The organism is Brevundimonas sp. KH_058 (assembly GCF_057838505.1).
Window position 1 is genome coordinate 1,145,450 of record NZ_CM174469.1, and the last position, 22,816, is coordinate 1,168,265.

21 protein-coding genes and 1 tRNA gene are annotated in these 22,816 nt (G+C 67.0%); 8 read left to right on the top strand and 14 right to left on the bottom strand.

The window, feature by feature from the left end; translation table 11 throughout:
* The first annotated feature begins 52 nt into the window (after window positions 1–52).
* Entirely contained in the window at window positions 53–394 is a 342-nt protein-coding gene (locus tag AC3ISA_RS05485) for a UrcA family protein (RefSeq protein WP_489179669.1), read from the top strand.
* Window positions 395–430: 36 nt separating this feature from the next.
* On the opposite strand, the gene AC3ISA_RS05490 is transcribed toward AC3ISA_RS05485, so the two are convergent.
* Window positions 431–1,396 (bottom strand): magnesium and cobalt transport protein CorA, encoded by a 966-nt coding sequence (locus tag AC3ISA_RS05490; RefSeq protein ID WP_372693299.1) that lies wholly within the window; start codon window positions 1,394–1,396, stop codon window positions 431–433.
* Between the two features lie 231 nt (window positions 1,397–1,627).
* On the opposite strand from AC3ISA_RS05490, the gene AC3ISA_RS05495 reads away from it, so the two are divergent.
* Window positions 1,628–1,915: a UrcA family protein gene (locus AC3ISA_RS05495; RefSeq protein WP_372693298.1), complete on the top strand. Its 288-nt coding sequence runs from the start codon at window positions 1,628–1,630 to the stop codon at window positions 1,913–1,915.
* Window positions 1,916–2,013: 98 nt separating this feature from the next.
* On the opposite strand, the gene AC3ISA_RS05500 is transcribed toward AC3ISA_RS05495, so the two are convergent.
* A complete protein-coding gene (locus AC3ISA_RS05500; RefSeq protein ID WP_489179670.1) occupies window positions 2,014–4,212 on the bottom strand; it encodes a M3 family metallopeptidase in 2,199 nt (732 codons plus the stop codon).
* 130 nt (window positions 4,213–4,342) lie between these two features.
* On the opposite strand from AC3ISA_RS05500, the gene AC3ISA_RS05505 reads away from it, so the two are divergent.
* Window positions 4,343–5,200, top strand: a complete 858-nt coding sequence (locus AC3ISA_RS05505) for a glutamate racemase (protein WP_489179671.1) — start codon at window positions 4,343–4,345, stop codon at window positions 5,198–5,200.
* Between the two features lie 4 nt (window positions 5,201–5,204).
* Here AC3ISA_RS05505 and AC3ISA_RS05510 read toward each other — a convergent pair whose 3' ends face one another.
* The 5 genes from AC3ISA_RS05510 to argH form a co-directional block, all read right to left on the bottom strand.
* Complete coding sequence (locus AC3ISA_RS05510; RefSeq protein WP_489179672.1) at window positions 5,205–6,185, bottom strand: cation diffusion facilitator family transporter; 981 nt, start codon at window positions 6,183–6,185, stop codon at window positions 5,205–5,207.
* A 79-nt stretch (window positions 6,186–6,264) separates the two neighbouring features.
* Entirely contained in the window at window positions 6,265–6,921 is a 657-nt protein-coding gene (locus AC3ISA_RS05515) for a hypothetical protein (protein ID WP_489179673.1), read from the bottom strand.
* Window positions 6,922–6,970: 49 nt separating this feature from the next.
* Window positions 6,971–8,245 (bottom strand): diaminopimelate decarboxylase, encoded by a 1,275-nt coding sequence (lysA, locus tag AC3ISA_RS05520; RefSeq protein ID WP_489179674.1) that lies wholly within the window; start codon window positions 8,243–8,245, stop codon window positions 6,971–6,973.
* 3 nt (window positions 8,246–8,248) lie between these two features.
* Entirely contained in the window at window positions 8,249–8,479 is a 231-nt protein-coding gene (locus AC3ISA_RS05525; protein ID WP_489179675.1) for a hypothetical protein, read from the bottom strand.
* Window positions 8,476–9,915 (bottom strand): argininosuccinate lyase, encoded by a 1,440-nt coding sequence (argH, locus tag AC3ISA_RS05530; protein ID WP_489179676.1) that lies wholly within the window; start codon window positions 9,913–9,915, stop codon window positions 8,476–8,478. Before argH ends, AC3ISA_RS05525 begins: the two co-directional genes overlap by 4 nt.
* Between argH and AC3ISA_RS05535 the strand changes: the two genes are divergently transcribed.
* Window positions 9,914–10,573 (top strand): TlpA family protein disulfide reductase, encoded by a 660-nt coding sequence (locus AC3ISA_RS05535; protein ID WP_489179677.1) that lies wholly within the window; start codon window positions 9,914–9,916, stop codon window positions 10,571–10,573. The two genes, argH and AC3ISA_RS05535, sit on opposite strands and share 2 nt — an antisense overlap.
* A 20-nt stretch (window positions 10,574–10,593) precedes the next feature.
* On the opposite strand, the gene AC3ISA_RS05540 is transcribed toward AC3ISA_RS05535, so the two are convergent.
* A complete protein-coding gene (locus AC3ISA_RS05540) occupies window positions 10,594–10,902 on the bottom strand; it encodes a hypothetical protein (protein ID WP_489179678.1) in 309 nt (102 codons plus the stop codon).
* A gap of 616 nt (window positions 10,903–11,518) precedes the next feature.
* A tRNA-Met gene (locus tag AC3ISA_RS05545) sits at window positions 11,519–11,595 on the bottom strand.
* A 184-nt stretch (window positions 11,596–11,779) separates the two neighbouring features.
* Between AC3ISA_RS05545 and AC3ISA_RS05550 the strand changes: the two genes are divergently transcribed.
* The 4 genes from AC3ISA_RS05550 to AC3ISA_RS05565 all read left to right on the top strand — a co-directional run bounded on the left by AC3ISA_RS05550 (window position 11,780) and on the right by AC3ISA_RS05565 (window position 16,930).
* Window positions 11,780–13,015 (top strand): PQQ-dependent sugar dehydrogenase, encoded by a 1,236-nt coding sequence (locus AC3ISA_RS05550; protein ID WP_489179679.1) that lies wholly within the window; start codon window positions 11,780–11,782, stop codon window positions 13,013–13,015.
* Between the two features lie 59 nt (window positions 13,016–13,074).
* The gene (locus AC3ISA_RS05555) at window positions 13,075–13,296 is read left to right on the top strand and encodes a hypothetical protein (RefSeq protein WP_372693288.1); all 222 of its coding nucleotides are present in this window, start codon (window positions 13,075–13,077) and stop codon (window positions 13,294–13,296) included.
* Window positions 13,297–13,520: 224 nt separating this feature from the next.
* Window positions 13,521–14,726: an acetyl-CoA C-acetyltransferase gene (locus tag AC3ISA_RS05560; RefSeq protein ID WP_489179680.1), complete on the top strand. Its 1,206-nt coding sequence runs from the start codon at window positions 13,521–13,523 to the stop codon at window positions 14,724–14,726.
* Between the two features lie 11 nt (window positions 14,727–14,737).
* Window positions 14,738–16,930: a 3-hydroxyacyl-CoA dehydrogenase NAD-binding domain-containing protein gene (locus tag AC3ISA_RS05565; protein ID WP_489179681.1), complete on the top strand. Its 2,193-nt coding sequence runs from the start codon at window positions 14,738–14,740 to the stop codon at window positions 16,928–16,930.
* A 411-nt stretch (window positions 16,931–17,341) separates the two neighbouring features.
* On the opposite strand, the gene recA is transcribed toward AC3ISA_RS05565, so the two are convergent.
* From recA to AC3ISA_RS05590, 5 genes are all read right to left on the bottom strand, one after another.
* Window positions 17,342–18,424 carry a recombinase RecA gene (gene recA, locus AC3ISA_RS05570; protein ID WP_489179682.1) on the bottom strand — a complete coding sequence of 361 codons (1,083 nt, stop codon included), beginning with the start codon at window positions 18,422–18,424 and terminating at the stop codon, window positions 17,342–17,344.
* A gap of 178 nt (window positions 18,425–18,602) precedes the next feature.
* Window positions 18,603–20,456 carry a M20/M25/M40 family metallo-hydrolase gene (locus AC3ISA_RS05575; RefSeq protein WP_489179683.1) on the bottom strand — a complete coding sequence of 618 codons (1,854 nt, stop codon included), beginning with the start codon at window positions 20,454–20,456 and terminating at the stop codon, window positions 18,603–18,605.
* Window positions 20,457–20,522: 66 nt separating this feature from the next.
* Window positions 20,523–21,476, bottom strand: a complete 954-nt coding sequence (locus AC3ISA_RS05580; protein ID WP_489179684.1) for a right-handed parallel beta-helix repeat-containing protein — start codon at window positions 21,474–21,476, stop codon at window positions 20,523–20,525.
* Between the two features lies 1 nt (window position 21,477).
* Complete coding sequence (locus AC3ISA_RS05585) at window positions 21,478–22,272, bottom strand: phosphatase PAP2 family protein (RefSeq protein WP_489179685.1); 795 nt, start codon at window positions 22,270–22,272, stop codon at window positions 21,478–21,480.
* Window positions 22,269–22,763, bottom strand: a complete 495-nt coding sequence (locus tag AC3ISA_RS05590) for a hypothetical protein (RefSeq protein WP_489179686.1) — start codon at window positions 22,761–22,763, stop codon at window positions 22,269–22,271. Before AC3ISA_RS05590 ends, AC3ISA_RS05585 begins: the two co-directional genes overlap by 4 nt.
* Between the last annotated feature and the right edge of the window lie 53 nt (window positions 22,764–22,816).

The window sequence follows — 22,816 nt, forward strand, 5'->3', positions numbered from 1 at the left end:
TGCGCCCTCGTCGCCACTTCGAGCGATAATTTTTCGCCTCAGGAGCTAAGTGATGAAGGTTCTCTCCCCCGTCCTCTTCGCCGCCGCCGTTCTGTCCGCCGCCGTCGTCGCCCCGGCCACGGCTCAGGACGCCCACATCCGTTATGGCGACCTGGACCTGTCCACGGCCGCCGGCGCCGCCGCCTTCGACACGCGCGTCGACGAGGCCGGCGTTCGCTTGTGCCGCGACATGCGTCGCACTGACCGTCTGGCCGTCGATCAACGCCGCTGCCTCACCATAGTCCGCGAGGAAGCCCTGCGCGAACTGCCGCGCGCGCGTCAGACCGACTATGCGCGTTCGCCGCGCACCGGCCGTCAGATCGCCCAGGTCGTCGATCTGTTCGTGCTCAGCTGAAGCATGACGGCGAGGGGCGCCGGCGTCCCTCGCCGCCTACAGCCACTTCGTGCGTTTGAACGTCACGTACAAGGCCGCGCAGATGGCTGTAATGACGCCCAAAACCGCATAGTATCCGTAGTCCCAGCGCAGCTCAGGCATGTTCTCGAAGTTCATGCCGTAGATGCCGGCGATGGCTGTGGGCACGGCCAGGATGGCGGCCCAGGCGGCCAGTTTCCTGGTGATCAGCCCCTGGCGTTGCTGCTCCAGCAGATTGGCCACTTCGAACACCGACGACAGGATGTCGTTCAGCCCGCCCAGCCGGCTGTTCACCCGCCGCACATGGTCGCTCACGTCCCTGAAATAGTGCCTTACATCAGGGTCGATACAGGGCAGATCCAGCGACTGAAGACGCCCCAGCACTTCCTCCATCGGCCCGAGAATGCGCCGGAACTTCAGCAACTCACGGCGCAGGGTGAACAGGCGCCGGATCTCGACCCGCGACAGGAAGGCGTCGAGCGTCCGCTGCTCCATCTCCAGCACGCTGTCCTCTGCATCGTCCACGATGGGGGAATAGGCGTCGACGATGAAGTCCAGAATACCGTGCAGGACGAAATCCGGTCCCTTGTTGAGCTGTACCGGCGACGCCTCCAACTGCGCCCGCAGGAGATTGTGCGCCCGCGCCGAGCCGTGGCGGATGCTGACGACATGGTCGTCGCCGACGAAGACGTGGGTTTCGCCATAGGCGATCCGGTCATCGACCTTCGTGGCCGTTCGCGCCACGACGAACAGCTCATGGCCATAGACCTCGACCTTGGGCATCTGGTGGGCGACCAGCGCGTCCTCGACCGCCAGGGGATGCAGTTTGAACCGCTTCACCAGGATATCGATCTCGGCGTCCGTCGGATCATAAAGGCCGATCCAGACGAACTCGCCCGGTTCGAGCGCCAGCCCTTCAGGCGTCAGAGGCGCCTCGCGCACGCGCTGACCGTCGCGATAGACGTAGGAGGCGACGACGCTCATGAAATCTCCAGCAGGACGATGCCCGCCCCTGACTTAGAGACTCAATGGCCGCAGTTGAAGCACCTGACGTGCGCGTGCGTTCATCCTGGCGTCGAACCTGACCGAAATGTCATGACGTCGAATTATAGAAGCGCCGCCTTTCCGCCTCGGAAGCTTCGCCGTTTCGATCCGATCCAGCGTCACCGTTCCCTGCCCCGGACGACAAGGGGCAGGAAAAATGGAACCAGGATCATGCTCAGGATTGCCTCTCTGACGACCGCCGCCTTCCTTGCCGCAGGCGCCGCCTACGCCGCCCCGATCGAAGCCCGCATCTCCTACGGCGACCTCGACCTGTCGAGCCGCGCCGGCGCGACAGCGTTCGACGCCCGCGTCCGCCAAGCCTCCGACCGCTTCTGCCGCAGCGTCCGCAACGTGGAACGACCCGCCTGCCGTAACGGCGTGCGGGAGGAAGCCCTGTCCCTCCTGCCCGAACGCGCCCGCACCGACTACGCGCGCGGTCGCGTCGCCTTTGAGGCCTGAAACGCAGGACGCCGCCGGACCGATCGTCCGGCGGCGTCCCATTTCATAAAGCCAAAGCCGCTTTCCGGGCCTCAAGTAGCCCGAAGGGCGGTAGGCCCTTAAGATACAGGGAAGCCCCGGACCTTCAGCAGTGCCGCCACGTCCGGGTCGCGACCGCGGAAGGCGCGGTAGGCTTCCGCGCGGTCGGTGGTGTTGCCCGGCGCCAGCATGATCGACTTGAAGCGGCCGGCGATGTCCGGATTGAACACGTCGCCCGACTCTTCGAAGTATGCCCAGGTGTCGGCGTCCATCGTCTCGGACCAGAGGTAGCTGTAGTAGCCGGCCGAATAGCCGTCCGACGTGAACAGGTGATTGAACTGCGGCAGGCGGTGCCGCATCACGATCTCCTTGGGCATGCCGATCCGCGCCAGGCTGGCCTTTTCGAACGCATCGATGTCGATCGGCGGCGTGGCTTGCGTGTGCAGGTCCATGTCGACGATGGCCGAGGACAGATAGCTGACCGTCGCATAGCCCTGATTGAAGGTGGCGGCGGCCTCGATCTTGTTGACCAGCGCCTGCGGCATGGCCGCACCTGTCTGATAGTGTTTCAGATAGCCGTCCAGGATCGGGCGGCTCAGAACCCAATGCTCGTGAACCTGCGACGGATATTCCACGAAGTCGCGCGGCGTGTTGCCGTACGACGGATAGGTCACGCTCGACGAGAAGTAGTGCAGGGTGTGGCCGAACTCGTGGAACAGCGTTTCGGCGTCGTCCAGCGAGATCAGGACGGGCTCGCCCGGCTCCGGCTTGGTGAAGTTGTTGTTGTTCGAACCCAGGATGATCTTGGACCCGTCCAGCGTCGAGAACGACCGATAGGTGGTCATCCAGGCGCCCGAACGCTTGCCCGGACGGGCGTAGTCGTCGGTGTAGTAGAGGCCGATCTGACGGCCCTTGGTCTTGTCGTGAACCTCATAGACCTCGACGTCCGGCTCGAAGGTCGGGACCGTTCCCTTGGGCAGCTTCTTGAAGGTGAAGCCGTACAGGCGCTCGGCCATGGCGAAGGAGCCGGCGCGAACGGCGCTGAGTTCGAAGTAGGGCTTCAGCTCGTTCTGATCCAGGTCGTACTTGGCCTTGCGGACCTTCTCGGCGAAGTAGAGGTAGTCCCACGGCTCGATGTCCCCCCCTTCAAGGGCAGAGCCGGCGATCGCCTTCATGTCGGCGACCTCTTCGGCGACGCGGGCCTTGGCCGGCGCCCAGACGCGGTCCATCAGGGCCTGAGCAGCCGCAGGCGTCTTGGCCATCGTGTCCTGCATGCGCAGTTCGGCATGGTTGCGATAGCCCAGCAGCTTGGCGCGCTGGTCGCGCAGCTTGACGATCTCGGCGATGGTCGCGTTGGTGTCGTTGGCGTCGCCGTTGTCGCCGCGATTGACGAACTTCTTCCACACCTGCTCGCGCAGCGCCCGATTGTCGGCGAAGGTCAGGAAGGGATCGACCGCCGAACGGGTGTTCAGGATGGCCCAGCCCTGCAGGTTGCGGCTGCGCGCTGCGCCCGCCGCGGCGGCCTTGTTGGAGGCCGGCAAGCCCGCCAGACCGGCTTCGTTGGGGATCAGGGTCCAGGCGTTCTCGTCGGCGACGACCTTCTGGCCGAAGCGGGTGAAGGCGTTGGACAGGGCGGTGTTGATCCGGCCCAGCTCGGCCTTGCCGTTCGCATCCAGATTGGCGCCGGAACGGATGAACTCGTCGCGGCGACGCTCAGCCAGTCGCTTCTGCTGGGCGCTCAGGCCCATAGCGTCCGCATTGTCCGCCACAGTCTTGACCCGCTGGAACAGCTTGTCGTTGAAGTTGATCTCGTCGAAGAAGGCCGACAGCTGGGGCGATAATTCGGTGTCCAGAGCGTCATAGGCCTCTCCGCCGATGTTGCCGGTCATGACGCTGTAGATGTTGTAGGCGCGGTCCAGAGGCTGGCCCCACAACTCCTGGGCGGCCATGGTGTTGGCGAACGTCGGGGGCTCGGGATTGTTCGCCACGGCGGCGACGTCGGCACGGGCCAGTTCCATCGCTTCAAGCATGGCGGCGCGCAGCTTGGCCGGGGTCACCTTATCGAACGGCGGCACGCCGTCATAGGGGCCGGTCCAGACCTGCAGCAGCTCGGCGCGCGGCGTCTGGGTCGGCAGGACGGCGCGGGCGATGCGCGCCTCTTCGGCCAGGCTGGCGGCCGACGGGGCGGCGGCGGAACCGCCCGAGGCGGCGCCGGTCGAGGCGCAGGCGGACAGGGCCATCAGGCTGCCGCCCGCGATGAGAAGCTGGCGTCTATGCATGGAATGCTCCGAAAGAAGATCATGATTGCCCACACACTTAGGCGCACTGACCGGCCCCGTCACCTGATGCAGGCATAATCTTGTCGCCAAGCCGGTTGGATACGTCGTCGCACTGCTCTAAAGCGCGCCCATGGCTATTGGCGTTTTCGACTCCGGCGTGGGCGGCCTGACCGTCCACCGCGAACTGACCCGGCGGTTTCCACAACGGGACTTCGTCTATCTGGCCGACCAGGCCCACGCCCCCTATGGCGGACGCGGCGGCGAGGACATCGTCGAACTGACCAGGGCGGGCTGCGAGCGCCTGTTCGACGCCGGCGCTTCCGTCGTCGTCCTGGCCTGCAACACTGCCAGCGCCATCGCGCTTCGTCGCCTGCAACAGACCTGGCTGCCGGGTCTGCGCGAACGGCTGGGCCGCCCGGTCAACATCCTTGGCATCATCGTGCCGACAATCGAGGCCGCGACCGGAAAGCTCTGGAGCTTCGAGGCCGAGCGGCCGCAGGAGGGCGAGAAGGTCGCCTCCATCGACATCACAGGCGTTTTCTGCACCGCCGCCACGGCCATCAGCCGCGTCTATGAGATCGAGATCGACAAGCGGCGCGAGGACATCGCCGTCTTTTCCGAGCCCTGCCCCGGCCTGGCAGGCCTGATCGAGCTGGGCGCGCCGCCGGAGGAGTTGAAGGTCGTCATCGACGACCACGTCGACGCCCTGCGCCGCCGCATCGGCCGTCACCCGGACAAGGCCATCCTGGGCTGCACCCACTATGAGATCGTCGCCGAACTGTTCGCCCAGGCCCTGCCGGCGGGAACGGCGCTGATCGAACAGCCCAAGGCCGTCGCCGACGCGCTGGAGCGCTATTTCAAGGCGCATCCCGAATACGATCTGGGCGACAGCGGCCGCCGCGACTTCCTGACCACCGGCCAGGCCGGTCCGCAGTCGGAGATGGTGTCCCAGTTCTGGGGCGCGCCCCTGGCCTTCGCCCAGGCGTAGAGGGTCAGCAGCCCGGACAATCCGGCAACGGCTCGTTCTCCATCTGCAAGGTCGTGTGGCCGATGGCGTAGCGTTTCGCCACGGCCTGGGCCTCGCCGATCAGGGCCGCCGCATCCTCGCGGTCGTGAACCAGGTGCGCGGTCAGGGCCGTCTCGGTCGTGGACAGGCCCCAGACGTGCAGATCATGCACCGCCCGCACGCCCGGCAAGGCGACCAGCGCCTTTTCCAGCGCCGGCACGTCCACACCCGTCGGCGCGCCGTCCATGGCCAGGTTGACCGAATCCTTCAGCAGGCCCCAGGTCGACCACAGGATCACGACCACGATCGCCAGGCTGACCAGCGGATCGACCACCGACCAGCCGGTCATCATGATCAACCCGCCAGCCAGCACCACGCCCAGCGACACCCCGGCGTCGGCCATCATGTGCAGATAGGCGCCGCGCGCATTCAGGTCGTGCTGTGACTTCATGAACAGCAGCGCCGTGCCCAGGTTGATGACGAAGCCGATGCCCGCCACCGCCATGATGACGCCTGATCCAACGGGCGCCGGCTCGTTGAAGCGCCGTACGGCCTCGAAGGCGATGGCCCCGCAGGCGAAGATCAGCAGCAGCGCATTGCCCAGGGCCGCCAAAACCGTCGCCTTGCCGAACCCATAGGTCCGCCGCCCGCCCGCCGCCCCATGCGCCCCGCGTCGCGCCAGCCAGGCCGCGCCACCCGCCATGGCCAGGCCCAGCACGTCCGACAGATTATGACCGGCGTCGGCCAGCAACGCCGTGGAATCCGCGATCAGGCCCGCGCCGAACTCGCACGCTACAAAGAGCAGATTGACGACCAGACCGACGGCGTAGCGCCAGTCGCCGGTATCCACGGGGCCGTGGTTGTGGCCGCCATGCCCGTGGCTGTGTCCGTGATGGCCGGGAAAATGCCCGTGATCGGCGTGATCGTGGTCATGGTCGTGATCTGCGTGATCGTGCGCGGCGTTCATGGTTCGCCTATATGCCTTTTGGCGAAACAGCCAAGCCGATATATGATAACGTGTTGAATGTTATGATGTAATGTCAGCCTTAGTGCTGATGCATGGCGACGACGAGGCCCAGCACGATCAGGGCCACGCCCAGCACCGCCCCCTCATACCGCGCCCACCGTTCCAGCCGCAGGATCGAGGCGCCGGCGCTGGCCAGGGCCGTGAACGTCGCCATGCCGGCGATGGTGCCGACCGCAAACACCACCGTCAGCATCGCCAAGGCGCCGATGCCCGCCGAGGCCGAGGACAGATAGATGGGCAACAATACCTCGCCCGGCGACACCGCCATCATGGCGATCAGGCCCAGGAAGGCCGCCTTGTCCGACACCGCCGACTCGGAGGTTTCCAGCGCGGGACCGCCCGCCATGGCTGGCCGACGCAAGGTCGACCGAGCCAGATAGAAGGCGCCGAACAGGAACAGCAGCACCGCCGCCAGATGAGGCAGCACGCCTCCAATCCACTGATCCAAGGCCAAGCCCGCCGCCACGATCAGGCCGCCGACCACCGCCGTCGTCGCGATATGGGCCAGACCGGCCGCCGTCACCGCCATCAGGATCCGTGACGGCCGCCAGCCTTGCGCCCGCCCCACCAGCGTAAAGGGCAGCCAGTGGGTCGGCAGGGCCGCATGCAGGAAGGCCGCAACGAAGCCGCCCCCCAGCAGGGAAAGCATGACGGACTGTTCGGGACCGGGGGACATGACCAGCCCTATAGCGTGTTACTTTATAACGGTCGAGAAGAATTCGTGGTCACAGCCAGTCGGCGAACGGCTCACGGTCCAGCATTTCCTCATAGGTCGGGCGCGGCCGGATCACGGCCCACTGATCGCCGTCCACCAGAACCTCGGGGACCAGGGGCCGGCTGTTGTATTCGCTCGACATCACCGCGCCGTAAGCGCCCGCCCCGGTGAAGACGATCAGGTCCTCGGCCTCCAGCGGAGGCAGTTCGCGATCCCGCGCGAAGGTGTCGCCCGTCTCGCACACCGGCCCGACCACATCGTGCGGCAGGCGCTTGCCGCTGCGCGGATTGACCGGCTGGATGTCGTGGAAGGCGTCGTAGAGCGCCGGCCGCATCAGGTCGTTCATCGCCGCGTCCAGCACCAGGAAGCGCCGCCCGTCCGAGCGTTCGTTGACTTGGATCACCTGGCTGAGCAGCACCCCGGCGTTGGCGGCCAGAAGCCGCCCCGGCTCGAACGCCGCCTCGACGTCCAGCCCATCCAGAACCCGCGCCGCCATGGCGACATATTCGGCCGGCGACGGGGGTTCGACACCGCCGGAATAGGGCACGCCCAGCCCGCCGCCCAGGTCCAGCCGGGTCACGGCATGACCCTGGGCCCGCAAGTCGCGCGTCATCTGGGCCAGCACCTTGAAGGCGGATTCCAGCGGAGCCAGGTCGGTGATCTGGCTGCCGATATGGCAGGCCAGCCCCACCGGCGTGACGTGGGGCGAGGCCGAGGCGCGGGCGTAGAGGTCCATCGCCTCCTCGACCGGCACGCCGAACTTGTCGCCCTTGCCGCCCGTGGTGATCTTGGCATGGCCGCCGGCGCCCACGTTCGGATTGACCCGGATGGCGATGGCGGGCGACGTATCCATCATGGCGGCGATGGCGATCAACCGGTCCAGCTCGGCGCCGGATTCGACATTGATCTGGCGCACGCCGACGCTGATGGCGAAGGCCATTTCCACGTCGGTCTTGCCGACGCCGGAAAAGATGATCCGGTCGGCCGGCACGCCCGCCGCAAGAGCCCGGCGGATTTCACCCTCGGACACGGTGTCTGCGCCGGACCCCAGTTTCGCCAGGGTCGCCAGCACCGACAGGTTGGAGTTGGCCTTGACCGCGAAGGCGATCAGGGCCTCGCCCAGGGCGTCGCGATGCGCATCTGCGGCGGCGCGCAGCAGGCCATAGTGCCGCTTCAGCGTCGCGGTCGAATAGACATAGGCCGGTGTGCCGACCTCGTCCGCGATCAGCTCCAGCGGCACGCCCTCGGCATACAGGGCGCCGTCCTTCAGGTCGAAATGGTGCAACGGTTACCGCGGGTCGTTCTGGGCGGCGCCGGCGCCGATGGGGTTGGAGGGGCCGCCGTCGATCGGCACGCTGCTGGACGGACGGTTGATGGTCGCCGGCTCGGGCAGGTGAGGGGCGCGGCTGTCGCGCGGCGCACGTTCGGTCTGGCGCACCGGCGATTCCAGATCGGCCATGCGGCCGCAGGCGGAAGTAATAAGGGCGAGTACGCCCGCGAGGATCAGGGTCTTTTTCACAGGCGGCTTCTCCAGTCGGCGATACGCGCACGGACCTGTTCCGGCGCGGTTCCCCCATAGCTTTGACGACTTTCGCAGGAAGCCTGGGCGGTCAGCACCTTGTAAACCGCTTCGGTGATGCCCGGCTCCAGTTTCTGCATTTCTTCCAGCGGCAGTTGCGACAGATCCACGCCCAGGCCTTCCGCCTGTTTCACCGCCGCGCCCGTCACATGGTGCGCCTTGCGGAACGGCAGGTTCAGCTCGCGCACCAGCCAGTCGGCCAGATCTGTCGCAGTCGAAAAGCCCGCGCCCGCCGCCTGGGCCATACGCGCGGTATTGGGCTGCAGCGCCGAGACCATCGCCGTCATGGCGACAAGGGCCAGGTCCAGGGCGTCGAAGGCCTCGAACACAGGCGGCTTGTCCTCCTGCATGTCCTTGGAATAGGCCAGCGGCAGACCCTTCATCACCGTGGACAGCGCGACCAGGGATCCCATGATCCGGCCGGTCTTGGCCCGCACCAGTTCGGCGGCGTCCGGATTGCGCTTCTGCGGCATGATCGACGACCCGGTCGTCAGGTCGTCGGGCAGGGAGGCGAAGCCGAACATCGGCGTCATCCAGATCACGATCTCCTCGGCCAGACGCGACAGATGCCCCGCCGTGATCGAGGCGGCGGCCAGGCTTTCCAACGCGAAGTCCCGGTCCGACACCGCATCCAGCGAGTTCGCCATCGGCCGATCGAAGCCCAGTTCCGCCGCCGTCATCTGCCGGTCGATGGGGAAGGGCGAACCGGCCAGAGCCGCGGCGCCCAGCGGGCTTTCGTTCATGCGGGCGCGCGCGTCGGCGAACCGCCCCGCATCACGGCCGAACATCTCGACATAGGCCATCAGGTGGTGGCCCAAGGTCACCGGCTGGGCGGTCTGCAGATGGGTGAAACCGGGCATCAGGTCGCCCGCATGCTGTTCGGCGCGCGCCAGCAGGGCGGCCTGCAACGCCTTCAACTGCGCGACCGAGCGGTCGCAGGCGTCGCGCACCCACAGACGGAAATCGACGGCGACCTGGTCGTTGCGGCTGCGCGCCGTGTGCAGGCGGCCGGACGGCTCGCCAATCAGTTCGTTGAGGCGCGCCTCCACATTCATGTGGATGTCCTCGAACTGGTCGCGGAAGGGGAAGGTCCCACCCTCGATCTCGGTCTCGATGGCGTCCAGCCCGCCCAGGATGGCGTCCGCATCCGCCTGCTGGATGATCCCCTGCTTGGCCAGCATGCGGCAATGGGCGCGCGATCCGGCCAGATCCTGACGCCACAGACGCTGGTCCACGCCGATGGAGACGTTGATCGCCTGCATGATTTCAGCGGGGCGCGACGAAAAGCGTCCGCCCCACATGTCTTGACCCGCGGGCTTCACCGGCGCAGTCGAACCGCCGGATGGCTTGGCGTCGGAAGAGGTGGATTCAGTCATGAGCGGCTCTAGGAAGGCGGTCTGGGCGGTCGTGGGCGCGGTCGTGGTCGTCAGCACCATCGCCGGCGCCGGCGGTATGGCGATGTCGCTATACGCCAATCATCGCCAGAAGGCGCAAGTCGAACAGGCCGCAACCGCCGCCGCAACGCCAAAAAGCGACCTTGCGCGCTTCGCCGTCGGTCCTCTGGCGGCGCTTTCGACCCCAATTGAGACCAAGACGGCGCCCGAATACGCCTTCCGCGACCGAACCGGCACGGCCGTCCGCTTCTCGGCCTTCGAAGGCAAGGTGGTGGTCGTGAACCTGTGGGCCATGTGGTGCGCGCCGTGCAAGGCGGAGATGCCGACGCTTCAGGCTCTGGCCAAGGCCTATGAGGCGAACGAGGATCTGGTGGTCCTGCCGATCAACGTCGACGCAACGCCGGAAGCGGCAGCCGAGGCCAGACGCTTCCTCGACGACCACGCCCCCCTGCCCTTCTACAGCGACATCCGCTTCCAGCTGCCGTTCGAGTTTCCCGGCAAGGGCGCCATGCCGCAAACGATCATCCTGGATCGCCAAGGCCGCATCCGCGCCACGATGGCGGGCGAGGCGGACTGGTCCAGCCAGCAGGCCCGCGCCCTGATCGATGCGGTGCTGGCGGAAGAACCCAAGTCGGAGTGACCCCTCCCGCCTGATCGGATTTAGTTCTTTGCCGGCACGCGTTCGTCGGTGGCGGGATTGATCGCGCCTGGCTTGCCCTCGGCGGCGGCATGGGCCTGTTCGCCTTCCAGCTTGTCAGCGACCTTGCCGGCGCCGCTCTCGACGGCCTGGGCCGCCTTCATCGCCCCGCCCTCGATCACTTCGCCGGCCTGAGACGCGACATTGGCGGTCTTGTCTGCGGCGGCCTCGGCATTGGCCTCGGTCTTGTTCTGCTCGGCCTGGGTGCAGGCGGCGGTGCCCAGGGTCAAGGCGGCGACGGCCGCCATCAGGACTTTGGTTCGGATCGTCATGGCGGATCTCCAGTCAAGGTTAAGGTCTCGACAGACAACGCAACACAACGGTGCAGGTTGCAGACGCATCTGCCGCTGAGCCGTAACCAGCGGGGTGTGCTTGCAGTCCCGCCAGAAGCCGCTCCAAATAGTCGGCATCGAGCCTCAACCCGCCGAATGCGCGCCCCGAAAGTGTTCACGTAGAGGTTACTGGTTGTGCGATCTGCAATGTCAGATCATGAACTCGCCTTCAGGAAGAAGGCTCATAGGAGTACACGCCCGTGAGGAAACTCGTACATTTGGCGCTTGCTGCGGCCCTGATGACTTCGTCGGCTGTCGGCGCCGCGACACTCGCTCCAAGTACCGCTCAAGCGGCCGAGAAGCCGTGGCTCATCATTACATATCTGAGGAACGGCCAGCCCGTCGGAAACACTCAGGTGTTCTGCGAAAGTCCCGCCGTCGATTTTGGCGACACCTCAAACTACGACAACACGCACTACGCCTACTATTTCATGTGTCCCTGAGCACGGCTGTCGCGGTTATCCGAGCCGCGCATGCGAAAGCGAGGCCGTCATCCTTGGGGTTGACGGCCTTTCATCGTTTAACCGGAACAAATAATTGTTTTATATGCGAAAAATGGTGACTGGAGGCGGGATCGAACCGCCGACCTGTGGGTTATGAATCCACCGCTCTAACCATCTGAGCTACCCAGTCCCGGGCCTAGGCGAGGCCGAAGGCCAGCGCGAAAGAGGCGTGCCTATATCGCCGTCGGGCGCGCGGTTCAAGTCGTCTCGGTGCAGATCGTGCGGCGATAGGGCGCAAGACGACGCAGGGCCGGAACGGTAACTCTGGCGTCGCCGTTCCCGAACCAACGTCCATTCTCCTCGGAACCCTCGCCATGCGCCTGATCGTCGCCGCCGCCTCGACGTCCCTGCTTGTCCTCGCCGCCGCCTGCGGTGCGAACGGCGAAAGCGCGAACGCTTCGCCTCAGGCCGGCGCGCCGCTGGAGACCCAGCCGGCCAACAACCCCAATCAGCAACCGGCCTTCGCCGGCCAGACGCGCGCGCCGAGCGTGAAGACCGAACAGGCGATGCGCCATACGGTCGTCGCCTCCGGCCTGGTTCATCCCTGGGGACTGGCGGCCATGCCCGACGGCCGCTGGCTGGTTACGGAAAAGCCCGGTCGCCTGCGCCTCATCACCGCCCAGGGCCAGATCAGCGAGCCGGTCGCGGGTTTGCCCACCGTTGACGCCCGCGGTCAGGGCGGCCTGCTGGATGTGATCGTCAGCCCCGGCTTCGCCCAGGATCGCATGATCTACTGGAGCTATTCCGAACCGCGTGACGGCGGCAACGCCACCTCCGTCGCCCGCGCGCGCCTGTCGGACGACGGATCGCGGGTGGAAAACGTCCAGGTCATTTTCCGCGCCCTGCCCATCTATGACGGCGACAAGCATTTCGGCTCGTCCCTGGCCTTCGCATCCGACGGCAAGCTGTTCATCACCCTGGGCGAACGCTCCGACAAACCGATGCGGCCCCAGGCCCAGGATCTGGGCTCGCACATGGGCAAGACCATCCGCATCAACGCCGACGGCACGGTCCCGCAGGACAATCCCTTCGTCGGCCGCGCCGGCGCCCTGCCCGAGATCTGGAGCCTGGGCCACCGCAACGTCCAGGGCGTCGCCGTCCAGCCCGGCACGGGCGCGGTCTGGACCATCGAACACGGCACGCGCGGCGGCGACGAGGTCAATATCGACAAGCCGGGCCTGAACTACGGCTGGCCCGACGCGGCTTACGGCGTCGAATACGCCGGCGGTCAGATCAACACCGGCGCGACCCAGGCGCCGGGCACTGAACAGCCCGTCTATTACTGGGATCCGGTGATCGCGCCGGGCGGCGCGACCTTCTATCAGGGCGCCATGTTCCCCGGCTGGGACGGAAACCTGCTGGTCGCGGGCCTGAAGGAGAAGCACATCGCCCGTCTGGTGATCCAGAACGACCGCGTGATCGGCGAGGAACGACTGCTGACCGACCTGGGCGAACGCATCCGCGACGTGGCGGTCGGCGCCGACGGCGCGGTCTGGGCCATCACCGACGAGGAGAACGGCAAGCTGGTCAGGCTGGCGACGACGCAGTAACCTGCGGACGCCGGGGGGCTAATGAGGGAGCGCATCGACGCTCCAGGGAGCACCGAGCCATGCGTATCCTCATTCTCTCCGCCGTGATCAGCCTGCCTTTGCTGGCGGCCTGCAGCACGATGGGCGGCGTCAGCAGCTATCAGAAGGACATGGACGCGCTGGAGGCTGAATGCACCCGCAGCCAGGGCATCCTGACGCCGACCGGCCTGCAGACTGGCCGGCCCCAGACGGAATACGCCTGCAAGATAACCGGCGGCGCGACCCGTATTCCGCCGCGCTGAATGAACATGAGCGGGCCGAGCGTCGCGCCGGTCCGCTCGCTAGCGGCGTCGACACTCATCTTAACCGGAAAAACACCGGCCCCATGGCGCGGCATCACGCGGCTTATTACTTGACGTTGACGTAAACGTAGGGTTCTTGGCGGGCACGCTTAGATCCGTCCTTCCCCTAAAATCGCGAGCCGCCGTGCGGCGAGCGTAGGGGACCAAACTGGAGACGCACTCCCATGGCTGACGCCTACATCTACGACGCCGTCCGCACGCCGCGCGGCAAGGGCAAGAAGGACGGCTCGCTGCACGAGATCACCGGCCTCAGCCTGGCGACCCAGGTTCTGGAGGCTCTGCGCGACCGCAATGATCTGGACACGTCCAAGGTCGACGACGTCATCTTGGGCTGCGTCACCCCTGTGGGCGAACTCGGCGCCGACATCGCCCGTACGGCGGTGCTTTCGGCCGGCTGGTCGCAATATACGGCGGGCGTTCAGGTCAACCGCTTCTGCGCCTCGGGCCTGGAAGCCGTGAACATGGCCACAGCCAAGGTGAAGTCCGGCGAGGCCGATTTCGCCGTCGGCGGCGGCGTCGAGGTCATGAGCCGGGTGCCCATGGGTTCGGACATGGGCGCCTGGCCCACCGACCCGTCGTCGGCCTTCCCGACCTATTTCGTGCCCCAGGGCGTGTCGGCGGACATGATCGCCACCAAATACGGCTTCAGCCGCGACGACGTGGACGCCTATTCGGTCGAAAGCCACAAGCGCGCCGCCAAGGCCTGGGCCGAGGGCCGGTTCAAGACCTCGGTCATCGGCGTCAAGGACCAGCTGGGTCTGACCATCCTGGACCATGACGAGACCATTCGTCCGAATACGGACATGCAGGCCCTGGGCGGCCTGAACCCCTCCTTCGCCATGATGGGCGAACTGGCCTTCGACAGCGTGATCAACCAACGCTATCCCGAGGTCGAGCGCGTCAATCACGTCCACACTCCCGGCAACTCGTCCGGCATCGTCGACGGTTCGGCCGGCGTGCTGATCGGCTCGCTGGAAGCCGGCCAGGCTCTGGGCCTGAAGCCGCGCGCCAAGATCCTGGGCGGCGCCTCGATCGGCTCGGAGCCGTCGATCATGCTGACCGGCCCGGAATATGTGACCCGCAAACTGCTGGGCAAGCTGGGCATGACGCCCGACGACATCGACGTGTGGGAGCTGAACGAGGCCTTCGCCGCCGTCGTCCTGCGCTACATGCAGGCCCTGAGCATCGACCACGCCAAGATGAATGTGAACGGCGGCGGCATCTCGATGGGCCACCCCCTGGGCGCCACCGGCGCCATGATCACCGGCATCGCCCTGGACGAACTGGAACGCTCGAACAAGTCGACCGCCCTGATCACCCTGTGCATCGGCGGCGGCATGGGCACCGCCACCGTCATCGAACGCGTCTGAGGATCACACCCATGGAAAACTTCAAGATCGACGTCGACGCCGACGGCATCGCCCTGATCACCTTCGACGTGCCGGGCCGTTCGATGAACACCCTGACCTCTTCGGTGATGAGGGAAATCCCCGAGCTGGTCGAACGCATCAAGACCGACGACGCCATCAAGGGCGCGGTCATCACCTCGGGCAAGGCGTCGGGCTTCTGCGCCGGCGCGGACCTGGGCGATATGGCCGGTGGCGTGCTGTCGGGCGGCGGTGACTTGCAAAAGGCGTTCGACGCCGGCTGGAAGCTGAACGGCGCCTTCCGTGCATTGGAAACCTCGGGCAAGCCGATCGCGGCCGCGATCAACGGCCTGGCCCTGGGCGGCGGGCTGGAGTTCACCCTGGCGACCCACTACCGCGTGGTCGAGAACGACAACAAGATCCAGCTGGGTCTGCCCGAGATCAAGGTCGGCCTCTTCCCCGGCGGCGGCGGCACCCAGCGCCTGACGCGCCTGGTCGGCGTTCAGAACGCCATGATGGCCATGAGCGAAGGCAAGTCCTTCCGCCCCAACGACGCCAAGGGCGCCGGCATCGTTCATGAAGTGGTCGAGAAGGGCCAATCGGTCGAGGCCGCCAAGACCTGGATCAAGAATGGCGGCAAGGCCGTCCAGCCGTGGGACGAAAAGTCCTTCAAACTGCCCGGCGGCGGCCCCTATCACCCGGCCGGCATCCAGAACTTCATGGTCGGCAACGCCATGCTGCGCAAACAGTCCTACGGCAACTATCCGGCCGTGGTGAACCTGATGAAGGCCGTCTACGAAGGCGCCCAGGTGCCGATGGACGCGGCCCTGCGCATCGAGACCCGCTACTTCATCAAGACCCTGATGACGCCGCAGGCCCAGGCCATGATCCGTTCGCTGTTCCTGTCCAAGCAGGAACTGGACAAGGGCGCCGTGCGTCCCGCCGGCATTCCGAAGTCGGACCCCAAGAAGGTCACCGTCATCGGCGCCGGCATGATGGGCGCGGGCATCGCCTATGTTCAGGCGCTCGCCGGCATCGAGACCATTCTGATCGACCAGACCCAGGAAGCCGCCGACAAGGGCAAGGCCCATGTCGAGGAACTGCTGAAGAAGCGCCTGTCGCGCGGCCAGCTGACGCAGGAGAAGTATGACGCCCTGCTGGGTTCGGTCACCGCGACGACCGACTATGAGCTGATCAAGGGTTCGGACCTGGTCGTCGAGGCCGTGTTCGAAAGCCGCGAGATCAAGGCCGACGTCACCAAGCGCGCCGAGGCCCAACTGGCCGAGGGCGCCGTGTTCGGCTCCAACACCTCGACCCTGCCCATCACCGGCCTGGCTGAGGCCTCGGTCCGCCCCGAGGACTTCATCGGCATCCACTTCTTCTCGCCCGTCGACAAGATGATGCTGGTCGAGATCATCCTGGGCGAAAAGACGGGTCAGGCCGCCATCGCCAAGGCGCTGGATTACGTCCTGAAGATCAAGAAGACCCCGATCGTCGTCAACGACAGCCGCGGTTTCTACACCTCGCGCTGCTTCTCCACCTTCCTGATGGAGGGCATGGCGATGCTGGAGGAGGGCTACGGCCCGGCCCTGATCGACAATGTCGGTCGCATGACCGGCATGCCTCGCGGCCCGCTGGAGATGCACGACGACGTCGCCCTGGACCTGTCCTACAAGATCGCCAAACAGACGGCGCTGGATCTGGGCGACAAATACGTCCCATCGGAAGGCGCCGACATCGTCGCCCGGATGGTCGAGGGCGGACGGTTCGGCCGCAAGAACGGCAAGGGCTTCTACGACTACGACCAGAAGCCCAAGACGATCTGGAAGGGCCTGTCGGACCTCGCCCCCGTCACCAAGGGGATCGACCAGCCGGAAGAGCCGACCGCCTTCGCCCAGATCGACGAGCTGAAGACGCGCCTGCTGTATCGCCAGGCGGTCGAAGTGGCCCGCTGCTGGGAAGAAGGCGTCATCGACGACCCCCGCGAGGCCGACCTGGGGGCCATCCTGGGCTGGGGCTTCGCGCCCTGGACCGGCGGCCCGATCAGCATGATCGACGGCATCGGCCTGGCCAGTTTCGTCGAGACCGCGGACCGCCTTGCTGCGACCTACGGCGACCGCTTCAAGGTCCCGCAGTTGCTGCGCGACATGGCCGCGAAGAACGAGACCTTCTACGGCAAGTTCGCCCCGGAGAAGGCCGCCGCCTGATCGGCTGCGGACATTATCGGACTACGGAACGGGCGGCCTTCGGGTCGCCCGTTTTCGTTAGCGCCACATCTCTTCCGCTCATCCCGGCGAAAGCCGGGACCCAGTGTTTTGGGCGATCTGGCTTGTCCTCTGACCCGCACAATCGATCCAACGCACTGCCGAGCGACAGAACTGGGTCCCGGCTTTCGCCGGGATGAGCGGAGAGGTGAGTATCGGGCCTCAAGCAGCGCGAACGCGCGATAGGCCACAAAGAAAGACCCGCCCGACACGAGGTCGAGCGGGTCGCTCCGCCGCCCTTCGCGGGGTCGGTGGCGGGTCGCTAGGGGCGACGGAGTGGGGGTGAAAAGGCCGGGCCGCAGCCGAAGCGAACCGGAAAGGTCCGCCCCGGCCGCCCAGCCTCTTGTCTTGGCGTCAGCCTTCGAGATCCTGGCCTTCGTCCGGCTCGGGCGTGCCCAGCAGTTCGTCGGCGATCTTGTTGGTCGAGGCCCGCACCGCCTTCTCGATCGAGACGGCGATGTCCGGGTTTTGCTTCAGGAACTCGCGCACATTCTCGCGGCCCTGGCCGATCCGGGTCGAGTCATAGCTGAACCAGCTGCCCGACTTCTCGATCACCCCGGCCTTGACGCCCAGGTCGATGACCTCGCCCAGTTTGGAGATGCCCTCGCCGTACATGATGTCGAAGATGACCTCGCGGAACGGCGGGGCGACCTTGTTCTTGACCACCTTGACCCGGGTGGTGTTGCCGACCACCTCGTCGCGGTTCTTGATCGCGCCGGTGCGGCGAATGTCCAGACGCACCGAGGCGTAGAACTTCAGCGCATTGCCGCCCGTCGTCGTCTCGGGCGAGCCATACATGACGCCGATCTTGTGACGGATCTGGTTGATGAACAGGACGATGCAGTTCGACTTGGAAATCGACGCCGTCAGCTTGCGCAGCGCCTGGCTCATCAGACGCGCCTGAAGGCCCGGCAGGCTGTCGCCCATCTCGCCCTCGATCTCGGCGCGTGGCGTCAGCGCAGCAACCGAGTCGATGACCACGATGTCCACCGCGCCCGAACGCACCAGGGTGTCGACGATCTCCAGCGCCTGTTCGCCGGTGTCGGGCTGCGACACCAGCAGGTCGTCCAGATTGACGCCCAGCTTCTGAGCATAGCCGGGATCCAGCGCGTGTTCGGCATCGACAAAGGCGGCGACGCCGCCGGCCTTTTGGACCTCGGCGACCGTATGCAGGGCCAGGGTCGTCTTGCCCGAGGACTCAGGCCCGAACACCTCGATCACCCGACCGCGCGGCAAACCGCCGATGCCGAGCGCCATGTCCAGACCCAGCGATCCGGTGGAGACCGAGGGGATCACATCCGCGACCCCGCCCTTGCCCAGTTTCATCACCGAACCCTTGCCGAAGGCGCGATCGATCTGCGCGATCGCCGCCTCCAGGGCGCGTTGCTTGTCGCCGTCGTCCTTGCCCACCAACTTGAGTGCTGCCTGTGAAGCCATTGCCTTCGTCTCCCTTGCCATGATTCCCGTCATTAAGCTTGGGAGAGACCCGCCTGGACCCGCCCCCGTTTCGTGAGGACGACTATGTGCATGGTTTGTTCTGGTTCACAAGATGTTCTCATTGATCAAAACGAGAACATCGAAAAAGAACGACCGTTTCTGACGTAGGCCGGTCCGGTCAGGCGATGGCTCCAGCAGCCAATTCCACGCCGCATCCGGCGATCAGACAGACGGCCACGAGCACGCTTAGCACCCTCATCCCACCTGCCGACGTCGGCGCCAGCGGCCGGGCCGTCATGACCATAAGCAAGGCGATCAGGCCCAGGGCGCCAGGCAGGTCCATGCCCACGCCCAGGAAGACGCCGTGCGCCTGAACCAGCAGCCAGCCGCCGACGACGACGGTCGCGACGACGGCGGGCGCCAGGGCGGTCCAGCGCACCAGCCGTGCGCCGATCAGCGCGGCCGAGGCTGCGGCCAGAGCGGCGGCGAGGCCGGTCCAGATGAACAGGAAGGCCGCCTCGGGCGCAAAGGCCTGAACCACAGCCCCCACGATCAGCACCAGGACGATAAGGCCCAGCCAGCCTCCCCAAGGCGTCTCGTCGGCGCCCGCAGGCCACAGCGTCATCAGGACGGCCACGACCGCCGCGCCGATCACCACAGGGTTCAGACCACCGACCGCCAGGGCCAGAACGGCGCACATGGCGATGACGATCGCCACGACGCGCCGCCCGACCGCCGCCCGCCCCGCCGTCAGGATCAGACTCGCCGCCAGGATGGTCAGCCCGACCCCGACCTCCATCCACGGCAGGCGGCGCAGCAGAGTGTAGTAGGTCTCGGCCGACTCTATTCGGCTCCCGACCGGGCCGGCCAGAACCCGCGCGGTCTGGGCCACGACCAGTCCGGTCGCGACCAGCCAGAGCCCCCCACCCGCCCCCTTGACCACCGACAGGCCGGTCAGACCCGTGGCGTGACGCGCGCCCCAGGCCGCGAACCCCGTCAGCAGGGCGGCGAGCCCCAGCAGCGCCCAGCCAGCCTGAGGTGGATGACGCAGAACAAACAGGCCAAAGATGTCGGCGTATACGGTGTTTTGGGTCGCCTCGGGCAGGACCGACGCACGCACGAACCCGTCCGCCGCCTCCAGCGCCTGCGAGCCGATATGCTGCAAGGCGCCCTGATCCAGGGCGTCCGGCGTCGAGCTGGGCGAATGATATTGGGCCGGGCGGCCGATGAAGGCGAAGTTCAATCCGGGCAGACCGCGATCGGCGGCGATGGTGAAGTCGGTCCCGTTGGGCATCAGCCGATAGACGAAGATGGCCAGCGCATTGCTGGACACCCCGCCGGTCGCATCGCCGGCATGGCGGGCGAACCGGGCGATGGTCTGGGCGTTGCCGGGGCCGGTCTCGAACATCGTGGCCTGGCCGCCGCCGCCCCGCGCCTCCAGATTGATCACGAACCCGACCCGGTCGCGCAGCGGATGCTCGCTGAAGAAGGCGCGGGCGCCGTCCAGATTCAGCTCCTCCGCATCGGTCAGCAGGACGATCAGGGTCCGGTCCGCCGGTCCCCGCGCCTTGACGGCCTGGACCGCCTCCAGGATCGCCGCCACGCCCGAAGCGTCATCGGCGGCGCCAGGCGAGCCGGGCACGCTGTCGTAATGGGCCATCACCATAACGGCGGGCAGGACGGGATCGCGGCCCGGCAGCACGCCGACCAGATTGACGGCTGACAGGCCCGCCGCGCTTTTTCCCTCCGCTTCGATGCGTGCGACGGCGGCCGGCGACAGAGCACCGACCTGACGCGTCGGATTCAGGCCAAGCGCCGTCATCCGGCCCATCAGATAGGTCTGGACCAGGGCATGTTCGGCCGATCCGACCGGGTGGGGCGCACGCGCGATCCGGCGGACATCGATCATGGCGCGAACGGCCGAAAACTGGGTTGTCGGCGACTGTGCGGATAGGGGCGACGGCGTCTGGCTGGTCAGAACGGCCAGACCCAGCGCAGCGGCGAGAGAAAGGAAAAGCAAGGCCAGCCGCACGATCACCTCCTGTGAGAACGCAGTCAGCCTCGAACCGCGTCGTTTCGCAAGTGCGGCCCAAAGGCCTCACCGCTGAACGATGTTGCGCGCCGCCACATTGCCCGTGGCGCCGTCCCCGTCGTCCGCACTGGAGCCGAAGGGCCAGCCCCGGTCGTCGCCGCAATAGCGCCGGCCGCCCTCGCGAGAGCCGATCACCACCGCGCGCGGACGCAGCCAGCCGGCGCCGGTGAAGACATTGTCCGTAATCTGATTATAGGACGGCGTCTGGTGCCGAATCACCCCGTCCTCGCCGCAGTTGCGGTACAGAAACACCCCGCCCTTGCCGCCCAATGCCAGCCGGTTGCCGACGATCCGGTTGGCGCCCGATCCGTCCACGGCGATCTGCTCGCGCCCGGTTCGGATGTCGAAATCATTGTCCTGGATCAGCGCGCCCGCACTCTCGGCGTCCAGATAGACGGCGGTCGAGGTCGAGCGGCCCACAAAGGTCGAACGCATCACGGTCGTCCGCGTCACGCCCGGCCCGACATAGAGGGGAATGGTCCCCACGCCCTCGAACCGCACCCGGTCCAGGGTGACCCGGACTGGCGCCGCAGACTGGGCCGCCTGCGTATGGCCCGCGGTGCGCGACGAGGCCAGCAGGTCGCGCATCGACCCGCCCGCCCCCATGCCCCAGATGCGAACATTGCCGACGACGGTGCAGTTGCGCACCGTGACATCGACCGGCCGCGACCATCCCTCTCCGTCTCGCCTGGACCAGACGGCGACGGTCGGGGCGACGGTCGTCGCCTGGCCCGGCGCGCGGACAGCGCCCCCGCCGCAGTCCAGCGACGCGCCCGACGCCTCGGCGCCCTCGATCAGGACGCGACGGCGAACGTCGATGCCCGACAGTTCGGCCCGACACAACAGGCGATAGGGCTGGTCCGACGGCGTCGTCAGGTCGCGCAATTCCTGCGCCGTGCAGGGCCGTTCGGCGGGCGCCGCCTGAAACGCCAGGGCGGCCAGGGCGAGCCACAGCGCCATGTCAGGGCAGGACGGTCGCCAGGGCCGCGCGTTCGGCCGCGCAGCCGGGGTTGGTCAGGCCGCTGCGACGCGCGGCCCCCAGTTCCGCTCGCGCCGTCGCGGCATCGGCCTGGAAGGCGGGCGTCCGCGCGGCCTCGAGGGCGACCGCGCTGCCGATCTCTTCGCCCACAGCCACATCGGTCGGATAATGCATGGCGCAGACCAGCCGGCTGACGCCGATCTGATAGCCGATCCGCCGCACCGCCTCGGCCCGATCCGGCTCCAGCGCCGCGAAGGCCTCGCCATAGGCCGCGCCCACGGCGGCGCTGCCGGAGGGATAGGAAGCGCTGTTTCGCGCGGCCGCGCCCACAACCTGACAGGCGCGCCGGTTGGGATCGTCGCCGACCGGCCGGGGCCGCGCTTGTCGCTTGACCCGTTCCGCCACGCTGTTCGCATCATGAAACACGCGCGCCATCAGCCGATCCAGCGCCGGTGTTTCTGCGGACCCGAGCCGCACGCCCAGGGCGCAGTCGAAATGTTGCAGGGCCAGGGGCGGACGCAGTTCCGCATGGGAGGTCGCCAGCAGCCAGCGATCACTGTCTTCCAGCGCGACATAGCGCGCGGAGGCCGTCTTGTCCGCCAAGTCCTGGGCCGACCCGACCGTGGGCGGCGGCGGGACTGCCTCGGCCAGCCGCGACATTAAGCCCGGCGCCAAAAAACCTTCTGTCGGCGTCGTCACGACTGGTTTCGGCGCGCCGGCGCAACCCACGACCAACAGGATCGCCGTCGCCGCACCCAGGGCGGCGACCGACCTCACTGGCCTGCGCTCCAGCCCAGCTGGACCGAAGTCTCGCCCGCCTCCGTCGGCGCCGCCACGACCTGCAACGACGGCCCGTTGGCCTGGTCGCCCGCCGCGCCATAGGCCCGCGCCTCGCCCTGGTTCATGCCGGTGACGGAGCGCAGGCCCGCAGCTTCCGCCCGCTCGCGATAGAAGGCCACGACCTGATCGGGCGAGGCGTCGGTGGTGAAGGTCACCAGACCGCCTGCGCCGCCGGCCAGCAGCGGCTGTCCATCGATCTGAGAGTTTGGATAAATCGCAGCGAAAGCCGGCGCGCCGTCCATCGCAGGCGCGGCCGCAACAGGCGCGTCGTCTGAGGGTGCAACACGATCCGGCGTCGGCGTCTCCGCGACCGCCGCAGGCGCGCCCGCATCTGGCGCCTGTTTCGCGTCGGCCGGCTTGGCCGTGCGGTCGCATCCGGCGATACAGAACAGAACCACGGCGGCGGCTGCCGCCCAACGAAGCGTCATCGAAAGATCGTCCCTGGACCTATTTGGTCGAAGCGCCACCGTGGCGCATGCGT

What these genes read in the sequence shown, in the direction of transcription:
- AC3ISA_RS05485 (WP_489179669.1), top strand. Translation starts at nt 53, where the DNA reads ATGAAGGTTCTCTCCCCCGTCCTCTTCGCCGCCGCCGTTCTGTCCGCC.
- AC3ISA_RS05490 (WP_372693299.1), bottom strand. Translation starts at nt 1,396, where the DNA reads ATGAGCGTCGTCGCCTCCTACGTCTATCGCGACGGTCAGCGCGTGCGC.
- AC3ISA_RS05495 (WP_372693298.1), top strand. Translation starts at nt 1,628, where the DNA reads ATGCTCAGGATTGCCTCTCTGACGACCGCCGCCTTCCTTGCCGCAGGC.
- AC3ISA_RS05500 (WP_489179670.1), bottom strand. Translation starts at nt 4,212, where the DNA reads ATGCATAGACGCCAGCTTCTCATCGCGGGCGGCAGCCTGATGGCCCTG.
- AC3ISA_RS05505 (WP_489179671.1), top strand. Translation starts at nt 4,343, where the DNA reads ATGGCTATTGGCGTTTTCGACTCCGGCGTGGGCGGCCTGACCGTCCAC.
- AC3ISA_RS05510 (WP_489179672.1), bottom strand. Translation starts at nt 6,185, where the DNA reads ATGAACGCCGCGCACGATCACGCAGATCACGACCATGACCACGATCAC.
- AC3ISA_RS05515 (WP_489179673.1), bottom strand. Translation starts at nt 6,921, where the DNA reads ATGTCCCCCGGTCCCGAACAGTCCGTCATGCTTTCCCTGCTGGGGGGC.
- AC3ISA_RS05535 (WP_489179677.1), top strand. Translation starts at nt 9,914, where the DNA reads ATGAGCGGCTCTAGGAAGGCGGTCTGGGCGGTCGTGGGCGCGGTCGTG.
- argH (WP_489179676.1), bottom strand. Translation starts at nt 9,915, where the DNA reads ATGACTGAATCCACCTCTTCCGACGCCAAGCCATCCGGCGGTTCGACT.
- AC3ISA_RS05540 (WP_489179678.1), bottom strand. Translation starts at nt 10,902, where the DNA reads ATGACGATCCGAACCAAAGTCCTGATGGCGGCCGTCGCCGCCTTGACC.
- AC3ISA_RS05550 (WP_489179679.1), top strand. Translation starts at nt 11,780, where the DNA reads ATGCGCCTGATCGTCGCCGCCGCCTCGACGTCCCTGCTTGTCCTCGCC.
- AC3ISA_RS05555 (WP_372693288.1), top strand. Translation starts at nt 13,075, where the DNA reads ATGCGTATCCTCATTCTCTCCGCCGTGATCAGCCTGCCTTTGCTGGCG.
- AC3ISA_RS05560 (WP_489179680.1), top strand. Translation starts at nt 13,521, where the DNA reads ATGGCTGACGCCTACATCTACGACGCCGTCCGCACGCCGCGCGGCAAG.
- AC3ISA_RS05565 (WP_489179681.1), top strand. Translation starts at nt 14,738, where the DNA reads ATGGAAAACTTCAAGATCGACGTCGACGCCGACGGCATCGCCCTGATC.
- recA (WP_489179682.1), bottom strand. Translation starts at nt 18,424, where the DNA reads ATGGCTTCACAGGCAGCACTCAAGTTGGTGGGCAAGGACGACGGCGAC.
- AC3ISA_RS05580 (WP_489179684.1), bottom strand. Translation starts at nt 21,476, where the DNA reads ATGGCGCTGTGGCTCGCCCTGGCCGCCCTGGCGTTTCAGGCGGCGCCC.
- AC3ISA_RS05590 (WP_489179686.1), bottom strand. Translation starts at nt 22,763, where the DNA reads ATGACGCTTCGTTGGGCGGCAGCCGCCGCCGTGGTTCTGTTCTGTATC.